The following is a 25021-nucleotide window of genomic DNA, read 5'->3' on the forward strand; positions in this document are numbered from 1 at the left end:
GCGCGATAGCGCGGGGGACCCGTGAACTATAATTGGAACTGGCACATCTTTCTCGAGCCGAACCCGATGGGGACCGGTACCTATCTCGACCTGTTGCTGGCGGGACTGGTGGTCACGATCAAGGTGTCGGTGCTCGCCTGGATCATCGCGCTGGTCTCCGGCACGGTGATCGGCGTGCTGCGCACGCTGCCGTCGCGGACGGCGTCGTGGATCGGCTTCTGCTGGGTCGAGTTCTTCCGCAACATGCCGCTGCTGGTGCAGCTTTTCCTGTGGTTCTTCGTGCTGCCCGAACTGCTGCCGAGATCGGCCGGGCTGTGGCTGAAGCAATTGCCGAACGCGCCGTTCTGGACGGCGGCGATCGGCGTCGGCCTCTTCATGTCGGCGCGCGTCGCCGTGCAATTGCAGGCCGGCGGATCGGCTCGCTGCCGCGTGGCCAGAAGCAGGCTTCGACCGCGCTCGGCCTCACCACGGTGCAGACCTATCGCTACGTGCTGCTGCCGATGGCGTTCCGCATCATCCTGCCGCCGTTGACCTCCGAATTCCTCAACACCATCAAGAACAGCGCGGTCGCCATCACCATCGGCCTGATCGAATTGACCGGCGAGGCGCGCTCGATGCAGGAGTTCTCGTTCCAGGTGTTCGAGGCGTTCACCGCGGCAACCGTGCTCTATCTTCTCCTCAATTTCGTCGTGGTCACCGCGATGCGCCTGCTCGAGCGCTATGTCGCGATCCCCGGCTACATCACGGGCAAATGACGATGCTCGGCAATCTCGATTTCGACGTCATCCGCCGCTCGCTGCCCTATCTGTTCTTCGAGGGTATGCGCTTCACGCTGACCCTGACGGCGCTCGCGGCGTTCGGCGGCCTCGTGTTCGGCACCCTGATCGCCCTGATGCGGCTGTCGAGCTACAAGGTGCTCGGGCGCATCGCGGGCTTATATGTCGACTTCATCCGCTCGCTGCCGCTGGTGCTGGTGATCTTCTGGTTCTACTTCCTGGTGCCTTACATCGGGCAGTGGCTGACCGGCGCGTCGCGGCCGATCTCGGTCGGCGCGTTCGCCTCCTCGCTGATCACCTTCGTCGCATTCGAGGCGGCCTATTTCTCCGAGATCATGCGCGCCGGCATCCAGTCGATCTCGCGCGGCCAGCCGGCCGCGGCCAGCGCGCTCGGCCTGACCTACGCACAGTCGATGCGCTACGTCGTGCTGCCGCAGGCGTTCCGCAACATGCTGCCGGTGCTGCTGACGCAGACCATCGTGCTGTTCCAGGACACCTCGCTGGTCTACGTGCTGTCGATCCCGGATTTCCTCGGCGCCGCCAGCAAGGTCGCACAGCGCGACGGCCGCCTGGTCGAAATGTACCTGTTTGCCGCGCTGGTCTACTTCGTCATTTCCTGTGTCGCGTCCTTTGGCGTGCGCCGCCTGCAGGCGCGGATCGCCATTGTTCGCTGAACAACAAGCTGAGCCATCATGATCGAGATCAATCACGTCAACAAATGGTACGGGCCGAGCTTCCAGGCGCTGAAGGACTGCACCACCAGCGTCGCCAAGGGCGAAGTGGTCGTGGTCTGCGGCCCGTCGGGTTCGGGCAAGTCGACCCTGATCAAATGCGTCAACGCGCTGGAGCCGATCCAGGGCGGCGACATCATCCTCGACGGCATCAAGGTCAACGATCCCAAGACCGATTTGCCGAAGCTCCGCTCCCGCGTCGGCATGGTGTTCCAGCACTTCGAATTGTTTCCGCATCTGCGGATCATCGACAATCTCTGCCTCGCGCAGGAGAAGGTGCTCGGACGCAAGCATGACGACGCCGTGGTCACGGCCATGAAGCTGCTCGACCGCGTCGGGCTGAAGGATCACGCCAAGAAATTCCCGGCCGAATTGTCCGGCGGCCAGCAGCAGCGCGTCGCGATCGCCCGCGCGCTCGCGATGAACCCGATCGCGATGCTGTTCGACGAGCCGACCTCGGCGCTCGACCCGGAGATGATCAGCGAAGTGCTCGACGTGATGATCGATCTCGCCCGCGAGGGCATGACCATGATGGTCGTGACCCATGAAATGGGCTTTGCCAACAAGGTCGCCGACCGTGTGATCTTCATGGACCGCGGCGAGATCGTCGAGGACGCCAAGAAGACCGACTTCTTCGGCAAGCCCCGCAGCGACCGCGCGCAGAAGTTCCTGTCGAAGATCTTGCAGCATTAGGGGTCTGCCCATCCAGGTCATTTCCGGGGCGCGCGTAGCGCGGGCCCGGAATCCGTCAGGCCGCATCCTCCATGGTGAAATGGATTCCGGGCTCGCGCCAAGCGGCGCGCCCCGGAATGACGGCGGCTTTAGGGTTTTCCCCCGTTGACAATTTGCGTATACGAAGGCCTGAAGCCCCCCTCGTCCGCAGGAGAACTCGCGTGGAAAAGATCGCTTACGTCAACGGCTCGTTCGTGCCGCATTCGGAGGCCAAGGTCTCGGTGTTCGACCGCGGATTCCTGTTCGCCGACGGCATCTACGAGGTGGCGGCGGTGCTCGAGGGCAAGCTGATCGACAACGCCTCGCACCTGGCCCGGCTGAAGCGCTCGGTCGGCGAGATCCAGCTGGCGCTCCCCGAGACGCTGGAGCGGATCGAGGAGATCCAGAAGGAACTGGTCAAGCGCAACGACCTCGTCAACGGCATGGTCTATCTCGAGGTCACCCGCGGCGCCGACAAGGGGCGCGACTTCGCCTTCCCGAAGGCCGACGTCAAGCCGACCCTTGTGATGTTCACCTCGGAAAAGGACATCATCAATGCGCCGTCGGCCAAGACCGGCATCAACGTCATCACGGTGCCCGACATCCGCTGGGAGCGGCGCGACATCAAGAGCGTGGCGCTGCTGGCTCAGGTGCTGGCCAAGCAGGCCGCGGCCGCGGCCGGCGCCGGCGAAGCCTGGATGATCGAGGACGGCAAGGTCACCGAGGGCGGCTCGTCCTCGTCCTTCATCGTCACCCAGGACGACGTCATCGTGACCCGGCAGAACGGCAACGAGATCCTGCCCGGCTGCACCCGCAAGGCGGTGGTCAAGCTCGCCGAGGAGCGTCAGCTGCGCATCGAGGAACGCGCCTTCACGGTCGAGGAAGCGCTCGCCGCCAAGGAAGCCTTCATCACCAGCGCCTCGGTGTTCGTGCAGGGCGTGGTCGCGATCGACGGCAAGACCGTCGGCAGCGGCAAGGTCGGCCCGATCACCGACCGTCTGCGCGAGATCTACGTCGAGTTCGCCCGCGCGACGGCGGTTTGATCCGTCCCCATTCGTGCTGATCGCCCGACCGGGCGATCCAGTATTCCAGAGGCGCCTGTGCGTGAGCCGAGAAGCCGCGGCGTGCTGGATCGCCCGCCTTCACGCCTAGGCTGACGTAGTAGGCCACGCCCGCGTCGGGCAGTCACATGGCATGTCACATTCACGATGCGGCACCCGTCGCTTGCCCGCTCCCGCGCGCGATGACAGAATTGCCTCACTTTGTGCAAGATCGGACATCGCCATGCCCCTCATCCGGATTTGGGTCTATGACGGCATCCTCGCTTCGGGTGTGGCTGGTGTCGTCGACGTGTTCACCGCCGCCAATTCGGTGGCGGCGAGGCGACCGCGGCGCGACAACGGCAAGCCGTCGCAGCTGCGGTGGCGCGTCGAGTCACTCAATGGCCGGCCGGTGCAGACCGTGTCCGGCCAAATCATCGGTGTCGACGGAGCGATCAGCGCACGCTCTGCGGCGGATGCGGTGGTGATCCCAGGGCCGTTCGTCGGCGATATCGAGCGCTTCTTCGCGCGCCTCGATACGGTCGGGCCGTTGCTCGCCGCGCTGCGGCGGCAACATGAGCGCGGCACCGTGCTCGCATCCTATTGCACCGGCAGCTTCATCCTCGCGGAGGCCGGTCTGCTCGACGGCCGGGTCGCGACCACCCATTGGGCGAAAGGGAGAACATTCGCGATGCGCTATCCGGCGGTGGATCTGCGCGTCGCCGAGATCCTCACCGAGCAGAACCGGATCGTGTGCTCGGGCGCTGTGACCACGTCGCTCAATCTTGCGCTGCGGCTGGTCGAGAAGTTCGCCGGCACCGATGTGGCCAGCGAGACCGGCAAGCTGATGCTGATCGACGGCGGTCGCGTCTCGCAGGCCTGCTATGCCAGCCGCACGCACGACATGCAGCACTCCGATGCGCTGGTGGCGCAGGCACAGAGCCTGATGGAGAAGTCGCTGCAACAGGGCTTCAGCCTCGCCAGGCTGGCCCGCCACCTGTCGGTGAGCGAGCGGACCTTGAACCGCCGCTTCAAGCTGGCGGTCGGCGAGGCACCCTTGCAATATCTGCAGGCGCTGCGCGTCGATGTGGCCAAGCGCCTAATCGAATCCAGGCGGCTGAAGCTTGACGCGGTCAGTGCGCGCGTCGGCTACAACGACCTGTCGACCTTTCGGCGCCTGTTCAAGCGCGAAACCGGGCTCTCGCCACGCGAATACCAGCGCCGGTTTGCCCGTCCCGCCGCGCGCATCGCATCAGCCGGCTGACGACGCTGTGTCCGAATTTGCCCTGAGAATGGCGATACTGCCACTGCTGCCGGAAGCAGCTCGCGCATAGACCTTCCTGCAGACAACAACAGGAGGTTTCTCAATGCCGATGATCGACGTGACAATTCCCGAAGGGGCCCTGAAGCCGGCAGCGGAGGCGCGGCTCATCAAGGAGCTCGGCGACATCCTGATCGGCCATGAGGGGTTCGATCCGGCCAACAAGGTCGCGCAAAGCGTCACCGTTGTGTTCCTGCATCGGCCGGCCGCGGTCTATGTCGCGGGCGCGCCATCGCCGTCGCCACGCTATCGCATCGTCCCGACGGTGCCCGAGGGGCAGTACACCGAAGCCTCGCGCGCGGCTTTGGTGAAGGAGGTGACCGCTGCCGTGGTGCGCGCCGACGGCGGTTCGTACGAGGATGTGGCGCCGCGAGTCTGGGTTTTTCCGACCGAGATACCGGATGGCCAGTGGGGCAGCCGCGGCGTCATTCGTCTGCTGCCGGACATTCAGGCCTTCATCGCCGGCGAGCATGAACGCAAGGTCGGCGAAGAACGGCTGGCACGGCGACGCCGTGTCAAGGCGCTCGAGCTGCTTGCGGGCGCGCTCGATGCCGCGGGCCGCGGCGTCGATTGAGCACCGCAGCGTGCAAAGGAGCGTCATCTGTGATGACGCTCACGTCGATGGTGATGATGATCGCAACTCCGGAAGCAATCCAAATCGTCATCCGGGTGTCGCGTCAGGCCAAATGCCTGTCGCAATAGTCCAAGCGCTCAGGCGCAAGTTACGTCAATAGAAGGTGTTTTGGCGTTTCGTTGCGCGCGCACCGCTATTGTGTCGCGTCAGCAATCCGGCCAACAAAAAACAAAATCGAGATCGAAGCAGGGCGCGGCTGAGGCAGGGCACGGGTGATCTCACGACATACATCGCGCCGCCGCAGCCGTCTCTGCCCTCCGATTGTCTCCATCATCGAGGACTGATCCGTGATCAAGGTTTTTTGCCGCTCGTTCGTTGCCGGCCTGCTGTCGCTTGGCCTGACGTTGCTGTCATCTCATGGCGCCCGGGCGCAAGCACAGGCGCAGGGGGCCGACACCATTATCGTGCTCGATGCGTCCGGCTCGATGTGGGGCCTGGTCGACGGGCAGAGCAAGATCTCCGCTGCGCGACAGGCGGTCGATGCGATCCTGTCGAAATGGAATCCCGCCGATCGTCTCGGCGTGATGGTCTAAGGCCACCGCTCGAAGGGTGACTGCAAGGACATCGAGCTGATGGTGCCGGTCAGCAAGTTCGATCCGGCGCGGATCAAGGCCGCGATCGACGGCATCAACCCGAAGGGCAAGACGCCGATCTCGGATTCGCTCCGTGCCGCCGCCGAGGCGCTGCACTCGACCGAGAACAAGGCCAATGTGATCCTGGTCTCCGACGGGATCGAGACCTGCGCGCCGGATCCGTGCGCGGCCGCGGCCGAGCTGAAGAAGGCCGGCATCGGCTTCACCGCCCATGTCATCGGCCTCGACGTCGCCGATCCCGCGGCGAAGAGCCAGCTGCAATGCATCGCGCGCGCGACCGGCGGCGTCTATCTCGATGCCGGCAACGCCGCGAGCCTGACCGGCGCACTGACCAAGGCGGTGGCGGCGACGCAAGGCACCAAGGTCGCAAGCGAGGCGCCGCCGAAGCCGGCGGCCGCCGATCGCTATCTCGGCAAGAACCTTCGCGGCGTGGCACGGCTCGCCGAAGGGCTCGATCCGATCAGCGACGAGGACGTCAACTGGGGCGTCTACAAGCGCGCCGGAGGCGAGAAGGGCGAGCACGTCAACACCTTCTACGGTGCGCCGTTCGCCGACAACGTCGCGCCCGGCGATTACATCGTGGAGGTGAGCTACCGGCAGCTCAAGCGCGAGTTTGCGCTCAAGGTCGAGAACGGCAAGCCCGCGATGCTCGACGTCATTCTCGACGCCGGCTACGTCACCAGCGAGGGCGCGGTGGCCGGCCGTGCGGGCAAGGTCGACGACGTGGTCTGGCAGGTCTCCGACAAGGGCGGCAGACTGGTCGCGCAGGAATACGACGCGGTGCCGCGCTTCGTGCTCGCCGCGGGCAATTATACGCTGACCCTGACCAAGGGGCAGTCGAAGACCAGCAAGCCGTTCGTGGTCGCCGCCGGCGATTCGAGTAACGTCCAGCTCACCCTCGATGTCGGCAAGCTGATCGTGACCTCGACCTATGCCGAGGGCGGCCCGAAGGTCGAGAAGGACATCGTGGTCGCGGTCTACCAGCCGGCCAAGGCCAACGGCGATGAGGGCGAGAAGGTCGCGCAGGAATATGACGCCGAATCCAGGTTCGATCTGCCGAGCGGCAGCTACGACGTGACCGCGGTGGTCGGCGAGGCCAAGGCGACGGTGCGCGCCGAGGTAAAGTCCGGCGCGCCGACCCGGATCAACGTCAACCTCAACGCCGGCGTGGTCGGGATCAAGGCCGACGGCGCCAGGAGATCGACATCCTCAGCACCGAGCGCGACATCAATGACGAGCGCAAGCGCGTCTCGGTGAGCTATGAGGCGACCACCAACGTTGCGCTCAGCGCCGGCGACTATGTCGCGGTCGCCACCTATGCCGACGGCCAGAAGGCGGAAAAGCCGTTCTCGATCGCCGCCGGCAAGCGCCAGACGCTGGAGATCAGGCAGTAGGGGCGCCGCTGCCCAGCGCCGCTCGCGCGTGAGGTGAGCACGCCTCTCAGGCTCCCTCCCCCCTTGCGGGGGAGGGTGGGGAGAGGGGTAAGCCGCGGGCGAGATGTTCGAGTTGAAGGTCGGTCTCACAATCTCGACCGTATGGTGTTGGAGCGAGTTGGGCATCGGGAGTCCGTCGTGCGGCTACCCCTCTCCCCAACCCTCCCCCGCAAGGGGGGGAGGGAGCCCGTGCACTGTGCGTCCCTCACACAAGAGTGCATGGAGACTACGCCTACGCCTCCACGCGCCACTTCCCGCCCGCAAACGCCTGCCGACAATTTGGGCATACCGCCCGGCTAATCCCGTTCACCTCGGCCACATCTCCGCCTAGTCTGACAGCAGACGGAGGCGAAACAGCATGCGGGCGATCCTTGATCACTGCACCGGCGGGAGCAGGCGCAGCCTGCCGGCCGGCACGGATTTCATCGAGGAGGGCGGCAAGACGGGTCATCTGTTCGTGCTGCTGGAGGGCAAGGTCGAGGTCGTGAAGGGCGACAGTCTGGTCGCGGTAATCGACGAGCCCGGCGCGGTGTTCGGTGAGATGAGTGTTCTGCTCGACAGGCCGCACAGCGCAAAGGTGCGCGCTGCGTCCGACTGCGTCCTGTACGAATTCGACGATGCGGCGTCGTTCCTGCGGGAGCAGCCTGCGCTGGCGCTGCTGATCGCGCAGCTCCTGGCGCAACGGCTGCATGTCGCCACGACCTATCTTGCCGATCTGATGCATCAATATGCCGATCACGGCACCCATCTGGCGATGGTCAGCGAAGTGCTGCAGAGCATGATCAACCTGCCGCCGATGCAGGTCGCGCCAGGCTCGGATCGGCAATCCGATCCAAGGATGTGAGCCAGTCGGGCGCCTCGCCGAGCGGCGTTGCCGGCCGATGCATGGGGGCGTTGAGATCGACGATCTGCGCGTCGCCGGCGGCGAGCCAGAAAACCTGCTCCAGGGTGAGATCGAGCACGATGTAGACCGGCGGCCGGCCGGGCTGCAGGCCGGTATTGAACACCCAGGTCGTCCCGATCCGGTCGAACCACGAGCCGTTCGGGATGAACGGCGATTGATGCACATGGCCCGAGATCACCACCGCCGGGTGGTGGCGTTCGATCCAGCGCAGCAGCTCGAGGTCGCCGAAGAAGCGCTTGCCGCCCCAGCTGATCGGGGAATCCGCCGGCGGGGCGTGATGCACCCAGACCCAGCGGCGGTGCGGGATGGCGGCTGCCTCGCGCAGCTGCTCGTCGATCCGCGCCTTGACCATCGGGCCGTCCCACCACGGGCACACCGTGAACAGCGTATCGCCGATGGTCAGATTGTCGCCGTCGCAGGCCACGCCGAATTCCCTGACGGCGGCGACCCATCGCGCAACCTTCTCGCCCTCTGCGTTGCGCTCGTCGAGATCATGATTGCCCGAGCAGAAGATCACGCGCGTGAGACCGGCGAGGCGCGCGAGGTATTTCTTGACGACCACGATCTGGGCGCGGAAATCGACCGCCGAGCCGAGGTTGAGCGCATCGCCGGCGAAGATCACCAGATCGAATTGCGGCGCGGCCGCCAGCAGCCAGTCGAACTGCGGCAATGAATAATGCAGGTCGGCGACGACGAGGCAGCGCATCCGCCAGATCCAGACGCCCGGAAAGCGGGCTGGGTTCGGAAGATAATGAATTTCAAACAATCGGAACTGCAGCAAGATTTATGCCGTGCCGCGCCGATCAAGCGCGACAGTTTCCCGCAGTGAGGTAGGCACGCTGGCCAGGCTCCCTCTCCCCTTGTGGGAGAGGGTGGGGAGAGGGGTGGCCCCGAGCGAGATGATCGAGATGAGTGTCGGTCTCACAATCTCGGCCGCGTGGCGTTGAAGAATATTACACGGAGAGAGGTGCCGTGTGGCCACCCCTCTTCCCGCCCTCCCCCGCAAAGGGGGGAGGGAGGCCCTCCGCCAGTGCATTCCTAACGCGGGCAACGGAGCGTGCCCGCCCCTCAGACCCGCGCGGCGGCGTGGGAGAACACGATCTCGATCAGCGTGCCGGTGCGGCCGCCGGTGCGGATCTGGAATTTGGCGCGGTTGGCTTCGACCAGCGCCTTGGTCAGCGACAGGCTGACGGCGCCGGAGCCGGCATGATCGGACGGCGCAGGCGCCCGGAACGGCTCGAGCGCGGCGGCGACCTCGTTGTCGTTGAGGCTTTGGCCGGTGTCGCGCACGCGCAGCATCACCTCGCCGAAATCCGACAGCGCGGTCGAGACGATCACCTGGCCGCCGGCATTGGCAAGATGGATCGAGTTGCCGATCAGGTTCAGCGTGATCTGGCGCAGCGCGCGGGCGTCGGCGACCACCGGCGGCAACGTGTGCGCGAGCGAGGTGCGGATGATGATGCGCTCGCGATTGGCCTGCGGCTGCATCACGGCGACACAGCTCTCCACCATCTCGTTGAGGTTCTGGCTGGTGAAGGCGAGGTCGAGCTTGCCGGTCTCGATCCGCGACAGGTCGAGCAGATCGTTGACGATGGCGATCACCCGCTCGCCGGAGGCGCGGATATCCTTCATGTATTCGACATAGCGCTCGTTGCCGAGCGAACCGAAGCGCTCGCCGATCATCACCTCGGCAAAGCCGATGATGGCGTTGAGCGGCGTGCGCAGCTCGTGGCTGATCCGCGCCAGCATGTCGGATTTGGCGTTCGCCGCGCGTTCGGCGAGCCGCCGCGCCTCGCGCAGTTCGCGCTCGCTCTTTTTGGTCTGCGAGAGATCGCGGAACACGGCGAAGAAATTCGGCCCGTCGGCGCGGGTGCGGCCCATCGTCACCGACAGCGGGATGATGCCGCCCTGGCGCACGCGGCCGAGCGTCTCGCGGCCATGGTCGAGCAGGCTGGCGACGCCGGCCGATTTCACGCTCGTGAGATAGTCGAAGATGCCGTGCTGGCTTTCCGGCGCGAACAGGTCGGCGAGATTATGCGTGATGAACTCATCGCCGTCATAGCCGAACAGCGCCTCCGCGCTGCGGTTGCAGGAATGGATGTTGCCCTCGGCATCGAACATGATGATGCCTTCGGCCGCGGTGTCGAGGATCGCGCCGAGCTCCTCCGCGTCGGCGTGGCCGGCCTGCGGCGGCAGTGGCGCGAGTACCGGCTCGGCGGCAGCCGCAGGCTCGGGCTTCGGATCGGACAGGGCGGCCGAGACCGCGGCGTCTTCGTCCAGCGTGCGCGAGAAGATCAGCGCCAGCGCGGAATCGTCGTCCCAGGTGATGGTGTGCAGCCGTGCCTCCGCGGACACTGACTGCGCGCCATCGTCCGCGTTCTGGTTCGCGGAGATTGTCACCGGCGTGCCGGTGCCGGAGGTGCTGCTTGCCTGCGAGACGCCGGGTTCGACATAGAGCGCGTCGAGCCCGCCGGCGGCTTCCAGCGCGTGCAGGCTGTCGTAGCCCATGCGGGTGAGGAAGGCGTGGTTGGCATAGAGCAGGCGGTCGAGCCGGTAGATCAGGATGCCGACCGGCAAGAGATCGAGTAGCGCGCGGTCGCGGCGGGACTCTCCGCGCGGTGCAGGTTCCGTCGCGGCGAGCCAACCGGCCTTCGGCAGGTCGGCCGGCGTCTCCAGTTCCGCGACCGTCGCTTGCGGCCGCGGCGTATCCGCCTCCTGCGGCGGTTCGCTGGCGGGCGGCTCCTCGGCAACCGCCTCCGCGGTGGCGCGCTCGTTCGCCGTCGCGGTGAGGCCGGCTTCGCTCTCGAGCCGCGCCGACAATTGGCGGGCGAGCTCGTTGAAGGCGTTGTTCTCGACCGGCGTCAGCGACGGCGGCCGGTTGTCGCCGGCGGGGCGGAACTGCACCACGTTCTGCGGCGGGGCGTGACGCACGTCGTGCGTTCCTCCGTTCGCTTCTCCGGTCGTTTCTTGGGGCGTTTCCACGGCGTGATCCGGATCGGCTTGGTGTGAAGTCTCTGCTGCTGTCGGCTCGGTCAATTCCTCGGGCGGTGCTGCGGTCGGGTCGGGTGGCGGAGCAACATCATGCGGCGCGGCTGGCCCAGGCGGCGCGGCGGTGCGCGGCGCCGGCGCAGCATCGGACGACAGCGATCGCGGCGCGATCGAGCCGCTGAAGAACTCATAGCGGCGCAATGCGGCGAGTCGCGCAAGCCCGTCGAGGTCGCGACACACACCAAAGCCGCGGTAGCCGGCGAAATTCCTGGAACGATCGAACACCGGCAGGCCGGACAGTTCGACCGGCAGCCGGCCGCCGCCGTCGACCGGCCAGTGCAGCGTGATGCCGCTCCAGGTGTCGCGGCTGGCGACCGCCTTGAGGACGCGGCCCTCGGGATCGAGGCCAAAGCTCTCGGCGATGTCGCTCCAGAGACGGCCGAAGCCTGCCGCAGTGTGCAGGCCGATCAGGCGGGTGAATTCGTCGGAGCCGAGCGAGAAGCGCGCCTCATGGTCCATCTGCCACGTGAAGCGCAGCGGATGCCGCCGCACCGGCAACGGTTCGCCGAGCCAGGATGGCGGCGGCGCCGGCGCCAGTGTCGCGGGCGCTGGTTCGGTGGCAGGCGGCGGAGGTGGCACATCCGCGATCGCATAAGGCGAGGGGGCGGGCTCGGCCGGTGGCGCCGATGCTTCTGGAGTTGGCGCGTTGGCGGTCTCTTCGAGAACGGGCGCAGGCTCAGCTGCGGGCGCTTCGACCTGTGCCGCAGCGGGCACCTCGATCAGCGCTTCCGATAACGGTTCCTCGACCGCGGCAGTTTCGTCAGGCGCGGTGTCGAGAGGCGTGGTCTCGACCGGTGTTTGCTCTGCATGCGTCAGCTCTGCCGACGCGAGCGGTGGAGCAGGGTGCGCGGGCCCTTCGATCTGCGCCTCGATCGGCACTTCGATGAGCGCTTCCGATATTGGCTCCTCGACGGCGGGAGTTTCGTCCGGTGTGGTGTCGAATGCCGCGGTCGCGACGGGCGCGGTCTCGATGTGCATCTCTTCCGACGCGGGAGATGGAGCCGCGCGCGCAGGCTCGGATTCAGTCACGCTGACGATCGGCTCGATCGCGACGCGCTGTTCCAACTGCGGGTCGAGCGCATCGAACAGCGTGAAGCTGGCCGGCGCTTCGTTCGTGGGCGCGGGGGCTTCTTCATGCGCGGTTGGCTGTTCGACGGCGGCAGGCGCTGGCGGCTGCTCCATGGCTGCGGCCTCTTGTGGCGCTGCTGCCGCTACCGGCGCAACCGGCTCGGGCACGATCCGTGCCGCCGGTTTGGCGGCGAGATGCGCCGCCGGCTTGATCAGCGCGATCAGCGCGCGATCGGCGCCACGGCCGATCCGCTGCAGCACGACGCGGCCGATCGCAACGCTCGCCGCCGCGCGGCCCTGCGCCAGCGCTTCGTCGCGCGCGGCATCGAGGCCGGCTTCGGTGAGATCGTGCAGGCTGGGCAGCGAACGCGCCGCCTCGTTGGTTGCGACCAAAAGTCCGTCGCCGTTGAAGGCGGCCGCCGGACGCGCCAGCCCCTGCACCAGGCGCAGCAAGCGCTCGGCGAGCGGCATGTTGCGACCCGAGGCATCGAGCGCGCTCATCAGGATGCCGTGGCTGCCGTCGGGCAGGTCAATCCGCCTGCAGCCGCAGGTCGCGAGCATGCCGGGCGCCGCGCCAAAGCCGCGCAGCCGCTCCAGCCGCACCGCGCCGCCTGCGTCGAGGCTGGGGCCGAGCCGCGCGACCTGGCGGCGATGCGGATCGGCTGGACCGAAGGCGCGCTTCGCCAGCTCGGCGCCATTGGCGGCACCAAATACCTGCGCGCCGACCGGATTGGCCCACAAAATCCGTGCGCCGTCGGCCGACCACAGCCATGCCGGCAGGGCGCCCGACGCATGGTCCGCCAGCCTCACATCGCCGAGCGCCTGGATCTGGAATTCCGCGTCACTCATCACGCAAGATTTGACCGCATGGTTTGGCTTCTTCCTTAGCTTTGCCGGAGCGCCGGCGGCCGCAGGACGACAGCCTTAACAGAAGGTTAGTATCGCAACTGGGGGGCTGCAGGTCCATGTCCGCGGCCAGCGTGCCCCGGCTTAAGCCGGGATAACGTTAACTTGGCTGAACGATCCACAGCCGTTTGGCGTTGTCGGGCAGAGAGAGGCGGCTGCGACAGCGTGTTGCGGAGCCAGGGCGGCAGCGCGTCACACCTGCGATCGCCGTGCCACGATATGTTCTGCCGTCCATTCTACCTTGTATTCTGCCTTGGGCCCGCAAGGCCAACCGGCGGGCCGACCATCAAGCGAGGGAGAGCGACCATGAGCGACAACGGGCGTGACCAATTCGAGATGCCCAAGTTCGAGATTCCCAAGGACATGCGGTCGATGGCGGAGGCGAACTTCGACCAGGCGCGCAAGGCGTTCGAGCAGTTCGTGACCAACGCGCGGGACACCGCCGGCAAGATCGAGGAGCGTAACGCCACGATGCGCGCCGGCGCCAAGGATCTTTCCGCCAAGGCGCTCGGCTACGCGGAGAAGAACGTGCAGTCGTCGCTGGATTACGCCCAGTCGCTGCTCAAGGCCAAGGACCTCACCGAGGTGATGCGGCTGCACAGCGAATATGTACAGGGCCAGATGCGCTCGCTCGCCGAGCAGGCCAGCGAGATGGGCCAGGCGGTCAGCCGCGCCGCGATGGATGCGGTCAAGCCCAAGAGCTAACAGGGAGCTGACGGGACGGCTGACCCCAGGCCGACTGTGGCAGGCCCCAACCCTGGTCGAGGCGGTAATTCCATATTCCGCCACATAAAAAATGTGGCGCCGCACGCGATCTCACGTTGCGTTGCACAAAATTGACATGATATGGGTGTTTATTAGGCGCGCCCGACGAAGGGCACTCCCGTGAATCAAGGCAGCGTGATCCATTTCAACGTTCCCGGCCTTTCTGTCTCCGGGACGTTCGCAATGGTCACATCTACTCACCCGTTGCGAAGGATTACACGTATGACCAACCCGTCCGATCCGTTTTCCGCCTCGATCATCCCGTTCGAGGTTCCCGAGCAGATGCGCGCGTTCGCTGAAAAGGGCGTGCTGCAGGCCCGCGACAGCTACGCCAAGTTCAAGGACGCTGCCGAGACTCACAACTCGACGGTCGAGGCCGTATTCACCTCGATGAACAAGGGCGCCACCGCCTATTCGGCCAAGCTGATCGAGTTCTTCAAGGCCAACACCACCTCCTCGCTCGACTTCGCCCAGGAACTGTTCAGCGTGAAGTCGCCGACCGAAGCGGTCGAGCTGTGGACCTCGCACGCCCGCAAGCAGTTCGAGGCCTACACCGCGCAGGCCAAGGAACTGGCCGAACTCGGCCAGAAGGTCGCCAGCGAGACCGCCGAGCCGATCAAGGCCAGCGCCTCGAAATTCTACCAGCAGCCGGCCGCCTGATCGCAGCCGGCATGAGATAGCGGAAGGCCCGGGCCGATGCGGTCCGGGCCTTTTTGCTGGACGGGGGCCGTGGATTGGCCCGAGATAAGAGCGGAAATCAGCGCGTTACGGCCTTGCCAAAGGCGGGCGTTGCACCTAGTTTCCGCCGAAATCGCCGCCCCCTTTTTGCGGGGCCGTGCGTCAGGATGCAGTTGTAGCTCAGTTGGTTAGAGCGCCTGTCTGTGGAACAGGAGGTCGGTGGTTCGAGCCCACCCAACTGTACCATCCACACGATTACCCAACGCCACATCGCAGGATCAGACCATCGCAAGATCGATCGCCGTCGGCTCGATCGCCATTGGCGTGTCATCTCGCCCGCTTGCACTTCCTCGTACCATCACCCACACTCCGCAAAACGACGCCTTAACGACGCCTAGTGACACCTTTGGGGGGACGCATGGGGACCGCCGGTTCAAGGAGTTTTTCGTTTGCGTTGATATCAGCGGTCGGCTTTGCCGCGCTGCTGCTGCCGGCCCGGGGTGAGGCTTACACGCCCGACCAGCAGCAGGCCTGTACGCCGGACGCGTTCCGGCTTTGTAGCCCCGAGATTCCGGATGTCGATCGCATCACGGCCTGCATGATCAGGAACAGGGCGCAGCTGTCGCCGGACTGCCGCGTGTTCTTCCGCGCAGATCCCGCGCCGCGTGAAGCGAGCGAGCGGCGGCCTGCGAAGCGGAAGGTCTCCAAGCCGCACAAGGCGAAGAAGTCCACCCACTGATCTTGTTCCCATCGCGCGCATGCGAGAGCCGCGAGCCCGCTGCGTTGTCTTGACGCGAACGGGTGTGCGCCTTGCGCGCGCTGGATCATGCGGCGGCTATTTCAAGACCGTCATGCGCGACAGACTGACGCCTTGTGACGCTGTCACGCAGCATCATCTCTGGTGCTGTTTGCAGAATCCGTTTCGCGACGGAACGGATGGAGTGAGGCGCGTGAGCGAATACGACAAGCAAGAGGTCGATCGGCACTTCGCCTGGTTCGAAGCCAAGCTTCCGGAAAGGCCGGCACGCTTCGTCGCGTGGCTGCGCAAGCCGTCATCGCGCTACGTGCGGATTCCGCTCGCGATCCTCCTGATCATCGGCGGCATCTTCAGCTTCCTGCCGGTGCTCGGACTCTGGATGCTGCCGCTCGGACTCCTTTTGTTCGCGCAGGATGTCCCGCTCCTGCAGAGACCGACGGCGCAATTGCTCGGCTGGATCGAGCGCAAGTGGATCGCGCGCCAGCGCGCCAAGACTGCCGAAAAGCGCTAGGCGTGAGTCTTATCAAACGCTTAGCGCTTCCATTTTCGGTTGTGTCATAAGTTGAGTGTGACTCAAAAAGCAGAATGCACCGGTAATCTTGGCCACTTTGCGGATTGCAAGAAGTTTCTTCTTTCGCGAATCAGTGGGCTGATTCATTTTCGCCTCCTGGGGTCAATCTGGAGGCCAACGTATGAACGTGATTGTTTTCGCTTCGCGTAAGGGGGGCTCGGGGAAAAGTACCCTGGCTGCTCACCTCGCCGCGCAAGTGCACAAGGCAACGAAGCCCTGTCTGCTGATCGACGCCGATCCGCAGGGCTCGCTGACGCTCTGGCATAAATTGCGCGGCACCAACGAGCCGGCGATCAAGACGGCGGTGAACTCGGTCAGCGGGATCATTTCTCAAGCCAAGCGCGACGGCATCGAGTGGGTGTTCATCGACACGCCGCCGAATTTGTCTGCTGTGGTCGACGACTCCATCAAGAACGCCACGATGGTGATCATTCCGGCGCGGCCCGGCGTGTTCGACGTCAACGCGGTGCAGGAAACGATTCAGACCTGCCGCTCGATGCGCAAGCCCTACGCCGTCGTGATCAACGGCGCGCCTGCACAGCGTGACGGCGCCGAAAGCCGCATCGTCGCGATCGCGCGTGAGGCGCTGGCGAAATTCCGCGCACCGGTGTGGAGCGGCCAGATCACCAACCGCGCCGACCTTCTGATGGCGCTCGGCCAGGGTGAAGGCGCGCGCGAATATTATGCGGAAGGCCGCGCTGCCGCCGAGATCAATCGGCTGTGGGCCGCGATCGAACGCTCGATCAAGGCGATCCGCGGCACGGCGTCGGCGTCCGGCGCGATGCACAAGCAGGCGGCGTAACAACGCCGCTTTGGTTCGAACTGGAAAGAACGCGCGGCACTCGCGCGTTTTTTGCGTGTTGAGGCAACGAGGCAATCGCAGATTGCCTCGTTGGCTTTGGCGATCACGCGATGGATGGCGTTACGCCACCATCAGCAGATAAAAAACGATCACCGGCGCCAGGGTCAGGATCACCGACCAGATGCCGACGGCCCAAAGAATATCCTCGGTCGTAAAGCCCGGCTGACCCGGCCTCACGGCAATAAAACCATTCCTCGAATTCACGACGCCCCCGCGTTGGCCTTAAGCGCAATGCGGAGACTGATATGCGAGCGGTTTTAATATCCCGCTCGGAATTTCGCGGGCATTTGCGCGCGGGTGCTACTTCGGATTAACCACAGCCCGGGCGGCGGGCTGCATCCGGCGGGAGGCCCAAAGCCTCAGTGCATGCCTCCATCCCGATCGCGGATCGCGCCGAGATGCTCGTTGATCCGGAACACGATCAGGATGAACTCGGCGGCGATGCGCGACAACACGATGCCGACGAAGATGCTGGCGATCGACGCGAGCAACTGGATGAAGCCGACGAACGGGCTGATCGCCATCGCGGTGAGGCTCCACAGGATGCCGGAGATCCCGAACAGCACGATGACCGCGATCACCAGCCAGTAGAACGTCTTGATGATCGTGGGCGTGATGAAGCGGTCCCACTGAAACAGATCCTGGAAATCGAACATCATGGTTCTCCCGGCCAGCCGAAATATGATTCGCGTCTCGTTCATCCTACTGCGTCACCCCCGGCGTGATCACTTCGTCCCGGCAGCCTGCGCAGCAGGCTCCGACAGGACGAGGCGTTTCGCCGGGCCAATGGTTCGGGGCGGCGTCAAAGCGCCTCCGCACCCAGAGGGATCGATAACGCAGAAGCCCAATCAGTCTCGCCAAAGCCAGGCCCGGGACCGGGCGCCGGCAGTCCAGGGGCGAGCTATGCGAGTGGGCTGGTTGTGATTGCTGCAAATAACGGCCACAATCGGGCTTCCCTCCAGCATATCCTCACCCAATGACCACGCTGACCTTCGAAGACTTCAAGCCCGGCCGTTTCGGCACGTTCGGCCCGCGCCATGTTTCGCGCGAGGAAATCCTGGCCTTTGCCGCCGAGTTCGACCCGCAGCCGATGCATCTCGACGAGGAGGCGGCGAAGAAATCCATGCTCCGCGGCCTGTCGGGCTCGGGCTGGCATCTCGGCTCGCTGATGATGCGGATGCTGTTCGACGGCTTCATCGGCCGCACCGCATCGCTCGGCGCGCCCGGGGTCAACGAGATGCGCTGGGTGGCGCCGCTGCGTCCGGGCGACGATTTGACGCTGGATGTCGATGTCATTGAAGCGCGCGTCTCGAAGAGCCGCCCCGAGACCGGCATCGTCACCTTCAAGAGCACGATCCGCAACGCGCGCGGCGAGATGCTGTGCGAGATGGAGGCGCCGATCATGATCAGCCGCCGTGACGCTGCGAGCGCATAGGAGACATCATGCGCTTTTTTGAAGACATCGAGATCGGCGCACGGCGCGAGTTCGGCTCATTCACCTTTACCGCCGAGGACATCAAGCGGTTTGCCGCGCAGTTCGATCCGCAGCGCTTCCATCTCGACGAGGAGGCGGGGCGCAAGTCGCTGTTCGGCGGGCTCGCCGCATCGGGCTGGCACGTCGCGAGCGTGTGCATGAAGCTGCTCGTCGCCGACGGCAAGCGGCTCGCCGCGGAAGCCGCCGCCCGCGGCGAGACGGTCGCGGTCTGGGGACCCTCGCCGGGCTTCCGTGAGCTGCGCTGGATCCGCCCGGTGCTGGCCGGCGACACCATCAGCTTCACCAACCAGATCGAGACCAAGCGGACGTCCGAGAAACGGCCGGAATGGGGTATCCTTCAGGCGCGCAACACCGGCGTCAATCAGCGCAATGAGGTGGTGTTCTCGTTCCTCGCGACCGCCTTCGTGCCGCGCCGGAAAACCGGTTCCTGATGTTGCCCCAGCGCCTCTGATGTTGCACGGACGCCATGGTCGGCAGCTACTTCTGCTGCCGACGTAGTTGTGCGTTGCGTGGAACTCATTTTTTGCTAACGCATTTTGAACCTTTGTCCCTGCCTTATGGCCGGGGGCATGAGCACTTGGGCGAACACTTGGCCTGGCACGTGGGCCGAAAACTTGGGCCGAACACCTGGGGACGACTATGGCAGATCGCAGTGCGCTGAAACTCGTCGGCATTATCTTTGCGACGGTGACGGTTGTCGTGATGCTGGCCACCGGAATGGTCGTGAAGGGCTTTGCCGACGGCAATTATTCCTTCGAGACCACCGCGAGCATCGATCGCTGATCGACCGTCTGTAACCCTCGGCGCTGTAGCGCGCATTCGCGCTTTTCAATGTGACCCGTCGGCAGGCTGCGTCACACTTCTCCCGATCCCGAAATTCAACGATTCCAGATCAGCACCATCACGACGGTCGCGGCTGCCAGGATGCCGAGGAACCGGATCATGATCGTGCCGATGCCCTGCTGCGGCTGGCGCAGCGGGATCGGATCGGCGGCGTTATCCGGCCGGACGCTCTGCATGTATTCTCTCCAAATGGACGCCCCGCCAAGGCGCGGTCCGGACGCGAATTCCGGATTGAACGCGGGCTCGGCATCTCAAGTTCAAATCGGCTTCTGCAAGAATTGACGCCGCGGAGTTTACAGCGCGCCGAATAACGAATCGTTCTGCGCTGAATCGGCCCACGCAAAACCAAGCCGCCGCCCCCTGTTCGGGAGGCGGCGGCCATCAGTCTGGAAAACTGATCGGGATCAGCTGTTGCGGAGGCCGTCGGCGGCGCGCTTCCACTGCGAGACGTTGTCGGCGATCATGCGCGTCGACTTCATCGCGGCCTGGCTCAGCTGGGCATAGCCGGAGATCTCGCGCTGGACGCGCTGGCCCTCGGCATGCAGCAGGTCGCGCAGGCTCTCGAGCTCGCCGATCAGCTTCTCGATCTCGGCGAGCGAGGTGCCGGCGACGCGCTGGATCAGCGAGTTGACGTTGCTGACAGTGGCATCGGTATTGGTGTCGGTCGGCGCGGTCTCCGGGCTCGCCACCGGCCGGCGCAGATAGGCGATGTCGTTGCGCACGAAGTCGCGGATGCCGGCTTCGACTTCCGAGACTGCAGCAAGGTTGGAATCGACCTCGGACGTCGTTTCGGCTTCGGCTTCCTCGGTACGGTTGGTGGCGTTCATCGGCTTTCCCCTGGTCGCAATAGCGAAGCGCGGCTTGTCCCCCGCACGACGAATTGATGAAGTTACGGACCTATCAGTGCCGCCGAATTTGACCGCATCTGGGCCAAGTTGGGGCAATGCCTGATCATTAGCGCGACAGGGCTAACAGATCGTTCACCATGAGCGCCTGTAGCCGGCGCCGATGCTCTTGTTGATCGTACCCTGGGGGGTCTCGCCGACCGAGCCCGAGATGGTGACGCCGTCGAACAGCTTCTGCTCGGCGCCGACCCGGCGCAGCCATCGGTCCTCGGCGGTCGACAGCGTCTGGCCGGCGGTGATGCTGGTGCCGGTGTCGGTAACGGACAGGCGCGCCGACTGATCGGTATCGTAGCTGCGCGACGGATGGCCGTCGACGCCGGGCACCGGCACCACGCCCTGCTGGATCAAATTGTAGCCGCTCTGCAAGGTCAGCGAATACTGCTCCGACAGCGGCACCGATTTGCTGAGCGAGGTGCCGACCTTGCTCTGGTCGGCGCCCGGATCGACCCGCGCCTCGACCGAGGTCTTGTCCCAGATCGAAGCCACGCCACCCGTCGAGATCGAAGCCCAGGCCGAGCCGCCGGATTGCGGGAGGCTGCCGCCATTGGCGAGCCGCTCCGACAATTGCTCCGAGGTCGTCATCGTGCCCTGTTTGGCGACCGTCATGTCGGCGCCGATGCGGGTGTCGAGGAACGGCGAGACCGACTGCTTGACCGACACCGCCGACGAGCCGTTGGCGTTGTTGTTGGTCGACCAGGACGGATCGTTGCCGGCGACGGCGCTGCGCTTGGCCGCGCTCTTCGGCGCCAGCGTGGGCAGGCTGGTGGAGTCGGTATCGAGCTGGCTCCAGTCGAGCTTGCTCTGGTCGATGTCCTTCAGGATGTCGGCGTCATTGGCATCGGCTGCCGGCGGCGCCGGGTCGGCCGCAGCCTCGGCATCGTCAGCGGGGGTGTCTTTCGCGGTTTCTTGCGCGGCGGGAGCGATCGCCCATGGCGAGGTCTGCGCCGTGGCCGAAACCGCTATCGCCACGCTGAAGCCGGCCGCCAGCACCGGCAGCCTTGTCCAGCCAAATCGTGATGTAGAAGTCATTCCCAGCCCGCAAATTCCAGCGCCGCAACATGCGGTTTTCTCGGCGCAAAATTGTGGCAACGGCGCTGCGAAGGCAACTGATCAACGCGTGATCGTCATGTCCGGGACAAACGTCCCGGGCGCGGCCGTTCGGGGCTGGCAAAACAGGCCGCAGCGGCCGGGGCGCCTTGACGAAGGCGCGGCCCCGGACATGACGAAGGCGTGAAATCGCAGGCCCGTCAGACCGCGATGCGCGGCAGATGGATCGGGTAACCGACGGTCTGCTCGACCAGGTCGAAACTGTCGACCAGCACGCGGAAGCTCGTGAGCTTGCCGGCCTTGAACTGCGCGAAATGCGCGATCCTGAGCGAGATCGGCTTGTTGGAGTCCAATGCCGTCAGCGAATAGCGCAGCATCGAGGCCGCGGAATCCGCGCCCAGCATGATGGACTCCCGATCGAAGCGGTGAACCCTCAGGTTCTCGCCGATCTGCCTGATCACCTCGAGCACGGCGGCCTTGCCGCGGCGCGAGCCGAAGAAGGAAAACAGGTCGATCGGCCCGTAGATGGCCCATTCGACCTCGTCATCGAGCAGCGGCTCGATGTCTGCAAGCTGGCGTTCGTTGATCGCGCGATGCAACGCGCGCGAAAAACGCCAGAGGCTGTGCTCTGTCATTTTGGTCTCGTCCTGAAACTGGATTTTCAAAGCAAACGAATGGCAGGCGGTCAGCGTCGACGCCCTGCCAGGTTGCTGCACGTCACTATTACGATTACGGCCTCAAATAGGGCGGAACGGCCAAAACGCAAATGACTTTTTTGCAATGCACAATTGCACCGGCCTTGACCGGAATGTGACCGCCCGCTTGTCACCACAATTCAGCGGTCGCGCTGCCGCAGCGGCTGCCGCTCGATCACGATCTCGGCGTCGCGGATCGCCACCACCGCGAACAATAGCGCGCCGCCGATGCCGCCGATCGCGGCGCCGAGCGGCATGAAGGTGAAAAACACCAGCGTTCCGCTGTCGAGACCTGAGGTTTTGGCCAGTCCGATCCAGGTGAGCCCGGCTCCGATGCCGAGCGCGGCGCCGCCAAGAGCGCCCAGTGCAAGGCCAAGCACAGCGAGCAATGCGATTTTCATGGTGATGTCAGCCCCGACCGCAACAAGCCCAGTGATAGGTCAGCGCCGGGCCTTCGAGGTTCAACGCTGGCGTTGCGAATTTGCGGGGCGGGGGCGCTGCCATCCGTTGCCCCGTGTTCCGCGAGCTAGTCCGCGTTCTGCCCGGTCAGCGCCGCTGCGATATCACGCTCCAGCACCTGCTGGACGAGGTCGAATGTGTCGATGATCTCGCGGATCTCGGTGATCTTGCCGTCGCGCAGCGTGTAGAACACCGCGACGTCGAACTGCACGACGCGGGCGTTGTTGCGCTTGCGGAAGAACACCCGCAGCTGCGCCGCGACCTTGTCGCCTTCGGCCACCACCATCGGCGCCTCGTAGCGCATGTCGGAATAGCGCTCGTGGATCGTGGTCCACATCTGGCGCAGAGCAGCCTTGCCGCGGTGCTGGCCCATATGCGGAAGAATGTCGATCGGGGCGTTGGGGAGAAACGCGACGTCGTCGCTGCAGCGATCGAGCGCGCCTTCGATGCCGCCGGCATAATAGACGTCGAGGAAGTTCAAGACGCGCTGCCGGTTCAAATCCTCGCCCATGTTCGACCCCGTCGGTTCAGTCCGACTCGCCTTCGACTGGCCCTGGCCCGCATTGTGAACCGAAGCGTTCCACTCTCAAACATATGTTTGACGCACGAGACGTGATTTGGTTCGGCAACCGGAGCGTGCACTGCGGCACAACGAGCATGCGCTTGCGCCGGGGTGCCATCCCGACGTGGCAGGAACTGAACTGATGAAGCTGAACTGATCGCGTCTCGACGACGTGAAGCGCGGGGGCAGGTGGCCGCGAATTCGTGAGAACTCCCGGGCGTTTCACGTTGGCCCTGACGCGGCGGGAACCGGCGGGGCGGCTCGGCCGTTGATGCCTTAAGAATTCCATTGGAGCCGCATCATGAAATCGATTCTTCTCGCGTCCGCCATTGCCGTCAGTGCGCTTGCCGCCACCTCGCCCGCCGACGCCAAGGGCTGCATCAAGGGCGCGGTCGTCGGCGGTGTCGCGGGTCATTATGCGGGCCACCACGGCATGCTCGGCGCTGCCGCCGGATGCCTCTACGGCCGCCATCACGCCAAGGAGCAGGAACGTCAGCGCCAACAGCAGCAGGCGCAGCCCTCGCAGCAGGAAAAGCTGTAAGGCCCGACCAGTTGCAAGGTCTCATTCCGGGAACGCCGCCCGCACGGGCGGCGTTGTCTCGTTGCGTACCGGAGACGATGATGACGAAGCCACTGAACAAGACCATCCAGCCCGTTCCCGACGACAACAAAAGCCACAAGGGCCCCGGCAGCGCCCCCGGCGTTCCCCTCGACACCACCAAGGGCCATCGCGACGACGAGAAGCACAACATCCGCGAGCAGGCCGCGCACGGCAATCTGATTCAGAACACCAGCAACAGGCGGTCCGGGTAGGGCGCGAGGCGGCGCGGCATATTCCGCCGTCGTCCCGGCGAACGCCGGGACGACGCGGGTCGGCGTGACCTGCGTCACGCCGCAGGCGCGGGCGCGCGGCTAGCGTGGCGGCATCGGATCACCCGATTGAGAAGGGATCGCCGCCATGAATGCCATCGCCGCACCGAAATCTTCAGCGCAGAACCGGCTCGAAGGCTTTGCGCTCACCGCTATCCTCCAGGGCCTGCCGACCTTCGCCGCCGCCGTGCTGGTGCTGAAGATCCTCGGCGCCCGTGAGATCGTCGGCGAACGTTATGGCGCCGCGATCTTTGTCGTGCTGGCCTCGCTACTCTCTGCCGCGATCTCGCCATTGCTTGCGGCAAGATTTCCAAAGCGGTTCGCGCACGCCTACGCGCCGATGTTCTTCGACGCCAGCCTGTCGTTGTCCGAGAAGATCGCGCAATGGCGGAGCCAGCCCGGCGTCTCGCTGCAACTCATGACCACGATGATCATGATGTCGCTGCTGGCGGTCGCGGTCGTCAGTGTGGGCTGAGCTTGCGCCGCTCCGCCGATCAGCCTTATCTGCGCGCATGCAGATCAGGGACGAACGCGATGAAGACGCCGCGGCGATCAGCCGCGTCACGGCCGCCGCATTCGCGAACGCACCTCACAGCAGCGGCACCGAAGCCCGCATCGTCGCGGCGCTGCGCCAAGCCGGCGCGCTGACGATCTCGCTGGCGGCTGTATCCGATGACGGCAGCATCGTCGGCCACGTCGCCTTCTCGCCGGTGCAGATCGATCGCACCGCCGGGCGCTGGTACGGCCTCGGCCCGGTCTCGGTCGCACCGGAGCTGCAACGGGTCGGAATCGGCAGCGCGCTGATTTGTGAGGGACTCATCCGGCTTGCTGCGCTCGGGGCCGATTGCTGCGTCGTGCTCGGCGATCCCGCGTACTACCGTCGCTTCGGCTTCCTCGATGATCGCGCGCTGACCTATGGCGACAAGCGAAGCCGGTACTTGCAGCGGCTCGTGATGAAGGGCGGGGCGCCGAAGGGGGATGTCAGCTATCATAGAGCATTCGATCTCAAATGATCGGTTAAGCAAGGTCCGACGCGTTCGACGATGCCGCTTGAAAGCTAGTCCTGCTCGGTAGAGGCCAGAAACTCCTCCGCCTGTGCGCGCGTGGGAAAGCGTCCGATTTCTTCATAATCGGGATCATGCTCCGCCGTATCGGGTGAACGTATCACGACGAATTCGCTGCCTTCCTCTTCGATGAGCTCGGTCAGGTCTTCACTCCTGATCGGCGTCATGTCGCGTGCGCCGCAATGAGGGCATTCGTCGTCACATGCGCACGACCATTCATCCGTCCATCGACGTCGGCAACAATCACACTTGTAGAAATTGAGAAACCAGGCCATGTCGACTC

At 65.0% G+C, this 25021-nt stretch carries 32 protein-coding genes, 1 tRNA gene and 1 pseudogene; 23 read left to right on the plus strand and 11 right to left on the minus strand.

The window, feature by feature from the left end:
• Positions 1–21: 21 nt before the first annotated feature.
• From ACVW1C_RS26260 to ACVW1C_RS26305, 10 genes and pseudogenes are all read left to right on the plus strand, one after another.
• A pseudogene (locus ACVW1C_RS26260) lies at positions 22–755 on the plus strand (amino acid ABC transporter permease).
• Between the two features lie 2 nt (positions 756–757).
• Positions 758–1450 (plus strand): amino acid ABC transporter permease, encoded by a 693-nt coding sequence (locus ACVW1C_RS26265; protein WP_176529188.1) that lies wholly within the window; start codon positions 758–760, stop codon positions 1448–1450.
• Between the two features lie 18 nt (positions 1451–1468).
• Entirely contained in the window at positions 1469–2200 is a 732-nt protein-coding gene (locus ACVW1C_RS26270) for an amino acid ABC transporter ATP-binding protein (protein ID WP_456760877.1), read from the plus strand.
• Positions 2201–2400: 200 nt separating this feature from the next.
• Positions 2401–3261, plus strand: coding sequence for a D-amino-acid transaminase (locus ACVW1C_RS26275; protein WP_456760878.1), 861 nt, complete (start codon positions 2401–2403; stop codon positions 3259–3261).
• Between the two features lie 241 nt (positions 3262–3502).
• Positions 3503–4522 (plus strand): GlxA family transcriptional regulator, encoded by a 1020-nt coding sequence (locus ACVW1C_RS26280; protein WP_456760879.1) that lies wholly within the window; start codon positions 3503–3505, stop codon positions 4520–4522.
• Between the two features lie 103 nt (positions 4523–4625).
• Positions 4626–5153 (plus strand): tautomerase family protein, encoded by a 528-nt coding sequence (locus tag ACVW1C_RS26285; protein ID WP_456760880.1) that lies wholly within the window; start codon positions 4626–4628, stop codon positions 5151–5153.
• A 347-nt stretch (positions 5154–5500) separates the two neighbouring features.
• The gene (locus tag ACVW1C_RS26290; RefSeq protein ID WP_456760881.1) at positions 5501–5746 is read left to right on the plus strand and encodes a hypothetical protein; all 246 of its coding nucleotides are present in this window, start codon (positions 5501–5503) and stop codon (positions 5744–5746) included.
• Positions 5747–5785: 39 nt separating this feature from the next.
• The gene (locus ACVW1C_RS26295) at positions 5786–7063 is read left to right on the plus strand and encodes a vWA domain-containing protein (RefSeq protein ID WP_456760882.1); all 1278 of its coding nucleotides are present in this window, start codon (positions 5786–5788) and stop codon (positions 7061–7063) included.
• Positions 7060–7200: a hypothetical protein gene (locus tag ACVW1C_RS26300; RefSeq protein WP_456760883.1), complete on the plus strand. Its 141-nt coding sequence runs from the start codon at positions 7060–7062 to the stop codon at positions 7198–7200. Before ACVW1C_RS26295 ends, ACVW1C_RS26300 begins: the two co-directional genes overlap by 4 nt.
• 397 nt (positions 7201–7597) lie before the next feature.
• Complete coding sequence (locus ACVW1C_RS26305) at positions 7598–8083, plus strand: cyclic nucleotide-binding domain-containing protein (protein WP_456760884.1); 486 nt, start codon at positions 7598–7600, stop codon at positions 8081–8083.
• Here ACVW1C_RS26305 and ACVW1C_RS26310 read toward each other — a convergent pair.
• Entirely contained in the window at positions 8022–8849 is an 828-nt protein-coding gene (locus tag ACVW1C_RS26310; protein WP_456760885.1) for a metallophosphoesterase family protein, read from the minus strand. The genes ACVW1C_RS26305 and ACVW1C_RS26310 overlap by 62 nt on opposite strands.
• Positions 8850–9211: 362 nt before the next feature.
• Positions 9212–13108: a PAS domain-containing protein gene (locus ACVW1C_RS26315; RefSeq protein WP_456760886.1), complete on the minus strand. Its 3897-nt coding sequence runs from the start codon at positions 13106–13108 to the stop codon at positions 9212–9214.
• Positions 13109–13471: 363 nt separating this feature from the next.
• Between ACVW1C_RS26315 and ACVW1C_RS26320 the strand changes: the two genes are divergently transcribed.
• The 6 genes from ACVW1C_RS26320 (at position 13472) to ACVW1C_RS26345 (ending at position 16738) form a co-directional block, all read left to right on the plus strand.
• A complete protein-coding gene (locus ACVW1C_RS26320; RefSeq protein WP_456760887.1) occupies positions 13472–13870 on the plus strand; it encodes a phasin family protein in 399 nt (132 codons plus the stop codon).
• A 282-nt stretch (positions 13871–14152) separates the two neighbouring features.
• Positions 14153–14590 (plus strand): phasin, encoded by a 438-nt coding sequence (locus ACVW1C_RS26325; protein ID WP_456760888.1) that lies wholly within the window; start codon positions 14153–14155, stop codon positions 14588–14590.
• Positions 14591–14777: 187 nt separating this feature from the next.
• Positions 14778–14854, plus strand: a tRNA-His gene (locus ACVW1C_RS26330).
• 208 nt (positions 14855–15062) lie between these two features.
• Positions 15063–15347, plus strand: coding sequence for a hypothetical protein (locus ACVW1C_RS26335; RefSeq protein ID WP_456760889.1), 285 nt, complete (start codon positions 15063–15065; stop codon positions 15345–15347).
• Positions 15348–15549: 202 nt separating this feature from the next.
• A complete protein-coding gene (locus ACVW1C_RS26340) occupies positions 15550–15876 on the plus strand; it encodes a hypothetical protein (RefSeq protein WP_456760890.1) in 327 nt (108 codons plus the stop codon).
• A gap of 181 nt (positions 15877–16057) precedes the next feature.
• Positions 16058–16738: an AAA family ATPase gene (locus ACVW1C_RS26345; RefSeq protein WP_456760891.1), complete on the plus strand. Its 681-nt coding sequence runs from the start codon at positions 16058–16060 to the stop codon at positions 16736–16738.
• Between the two features lie 120 nt (positions 16739–16858).
• On the opposite strand, the gene ACVW1C_RS26350 is transcribed toward ACVW1C_RS26345, so the two are convergent.
• Positions 16859–17002 carry a hypothetical protein gene (locus tag ACVW1C_RS26350; RefSeq protein WP_173640864.1) on the minus strand — a complete coding sequence of 48 codons (144 nt, stop codon included), beginning with the start codon at positions 17000–17002 and terminating at the stop codon, positions 16859–16861.
• Positions 17003–17157: 155 nt separating this feature from the next.
• Complete coding sequence (locus ACVW1C_RS26355) at positions 17158–17454, minus strand: DUF4282 domain-containing protein (RefSeq protein WP_092126096.1); 297 nt, start codon at positions 17452–17454, stop codon at positions 17158–17160.
• 320 nt (positions 17455–17774) lie between these two features.
• On the opposite strand from ACVW1C_RS26355, the gene ACVW1C_RS26360 reads away from it, so the two are divergent.
• The 3 genes from ACVW1C_RS26360 to ACVW1C_RS26370 all read left to right on the plus strand — a co-directional run bounded on the left by ACVW1C_RS26360 (position 17775) and on the right by ACVW1C_RS26370 (position 19076).
• Positions 17775–18233: a MaoC family dehydratase gene (locus tag ACVW1C_RS26360; protein WP_173640865.1), complete on the plus strand. Its 459-nt coding sequence runs from the start codon at positions 17775–17777 to the stop codon at positions 18231–18233.
• Positions 18234–18241: 8 nt separating this feature from the next.
• Entirely contained in the window at positions 18242–18724 is a 483-nt protein-coding gene (locus ACVW1C_RS26365; RefSeq protein ID WP_456760892.1) for a MaoC family dehydratase, read from the plus strand.
• Positions 18725–18932: 208 nt separating this feature from the next.
• Complete coding sequence (locus tag ACVW1C_RS26370; RefSeq protein ID WP_016841369.1) at positions 18933–19076, plus strand: hypothetical protein; 144 nt, start codon at positions 18933–18935, stop codon at positions 19074–19076.
• 95 nt (positions 19077–19171) lie between these two features.
• Here the strand turns inward: ACVW1C_RS26370 and ACVW1C_RS26375 are convergent, their stop codons facing one another.
• The 6 genes from ACVW1C_RS26375 to ACVW1C_RS26400 form a co-directional block, all read right to left on the minus strand.
• Positions 19172–19312, minus strand: a complete 141-nt coding sequence (locus tag ACVW1C_RS26375) for a hypothetical protein (RefSeq protein ID WP_173640867.1) — start codon at positions 19310–19312, stop codon at positions 19172–19174.
• A gap of 228 nt (positions 19313–19540) precedes the next feature.
• Entirely contained in the window at positions 19541–19963 is a 423-nt protein-coding gene (locus tag ACVW1C_RS26380) for a hypothetical protein (RefSeq protein WP_223969771.1), read from the minus strand.
• A gap of 153 nt (positions 19964–20116) precedes the next feature.
• Complete coding sequence (locus tag ACVW1C_RS26385) at positions 20117–21070, minus strand: hypothetical protein (RefSeq protein WP_456760893.1); 954 nt, start codon at positions 21068–21070, stop codon at positions 20117–20119.
• A gap of 218 nt (positions 21071–21288) precedes the next feature.
• On the minus strand, positions 21289–21723 hold the full coding sequence (locus ACVW1C_RS26390) for a nuclear transport factor 2 family protein (protein ID WP_171947760.1): 435 nt from the start codon (positions 21721–21723) through the stop codon (positions 21289–21291).
• 200 nt (positions 21724–21923) lie between these two features.
• Positions 21924–22184, minus strand: coding sequence for a hypothetical protein (locus tag ACVW1C_RS26395; RefSeq protein WP_456760894.1), 261 nt, complete (start codon positions 22182–22184; stop codon positions 21924–21926).
• Positions 22185–22309: 125 nt separating this feature from the next.
• Positions 22310–22753: a nuclear transport factor 2 family protein gene (locus ACVW1C_RS26400; RefSeq protein ID WP_456760895.1), complete on the minus strand. Its 444-nt coding sequence runs from the start codon at positions 22751–22753 to the stop codon at positions 22310–22312.
• A gap of 352 nt (positions 22754–23105) precedes the next feature.
• On the opposite strand from ACVW1C_RS26400, the gene ACVW1C_RS26405 reads away from it, so the two are divergent.
• The 4 genes from ACVW1C_RS26405 (at position 23106) to ACVW1C_RS26420 (ending at position 24687) form a co-directional block, all read left to right on the plus strand.
• Positions 23106–23345: a hypothetical protein gene (locus ACVW1C_RS26405; RefSeq protein ID WP_456760896.1), complete on the plus strand. Its 240-nt coding sequence runs from the start codon at positions 23106–23108 to the stop codon at positions 23343–23345.
• An 80-nt stretch (positions 23346–23425) separates the two neighbouring features.
• The gene (locus tag ACVW1C_RS26410; RefSeq protein ID WP_456760897.1) at positions 23426–23617 is read left to right on the plus strand and encodes a hypothetical protein; all 192 of its coding nucleotides are present in this window, start codon (positions 23426–23428) and stop codon (positions 23615–23617) included.
• 145 nt (positions 23618–23762) lie between these two features.
• On the plus strand, positions 23763–24149 hold the full coding sequence (locus tag ACVW1C_RS26415) for a hypothetical protein (RefSeq protein ID WP_456760898.1): 387 nt from the start codon (positions 23763–23765) through the stop codon (positions 24147–24149).
• Between the two features lie 37 nt (positions 24150–24186).
• Complete coding sequence (locus ACVW1C_RS26420) at positions 24187–24687, plus strand: GNAT family N-acetyltransferase (protein WP_456760899.1); 501 nt, start codon at positions 24187–24189, stop codon at positions 24685–24687.
• Positions 24688–24731: 44 nt separating this feature from the next.
• Here ACVW1C_RS26420 and ACVW1C_RS26425 read toward each other — a convergent pair whose 3' ends face one another.
• Positions 24732–25013 (minus strand): hypothetical protein, encoded by a 282-nt coding sequence (locus ACVW1C_RS26425; protein ID WP_456760900.1) that lies wholly within the window; start codon positions 25011–25013, stop codon positions 24732–24734.
• Positions 25014–25021: the final 8 nt, after the last annotated feature.

This window comes from Bradyrhizobium sp. USDA 4011 (genome assembly GCF_054063415.1).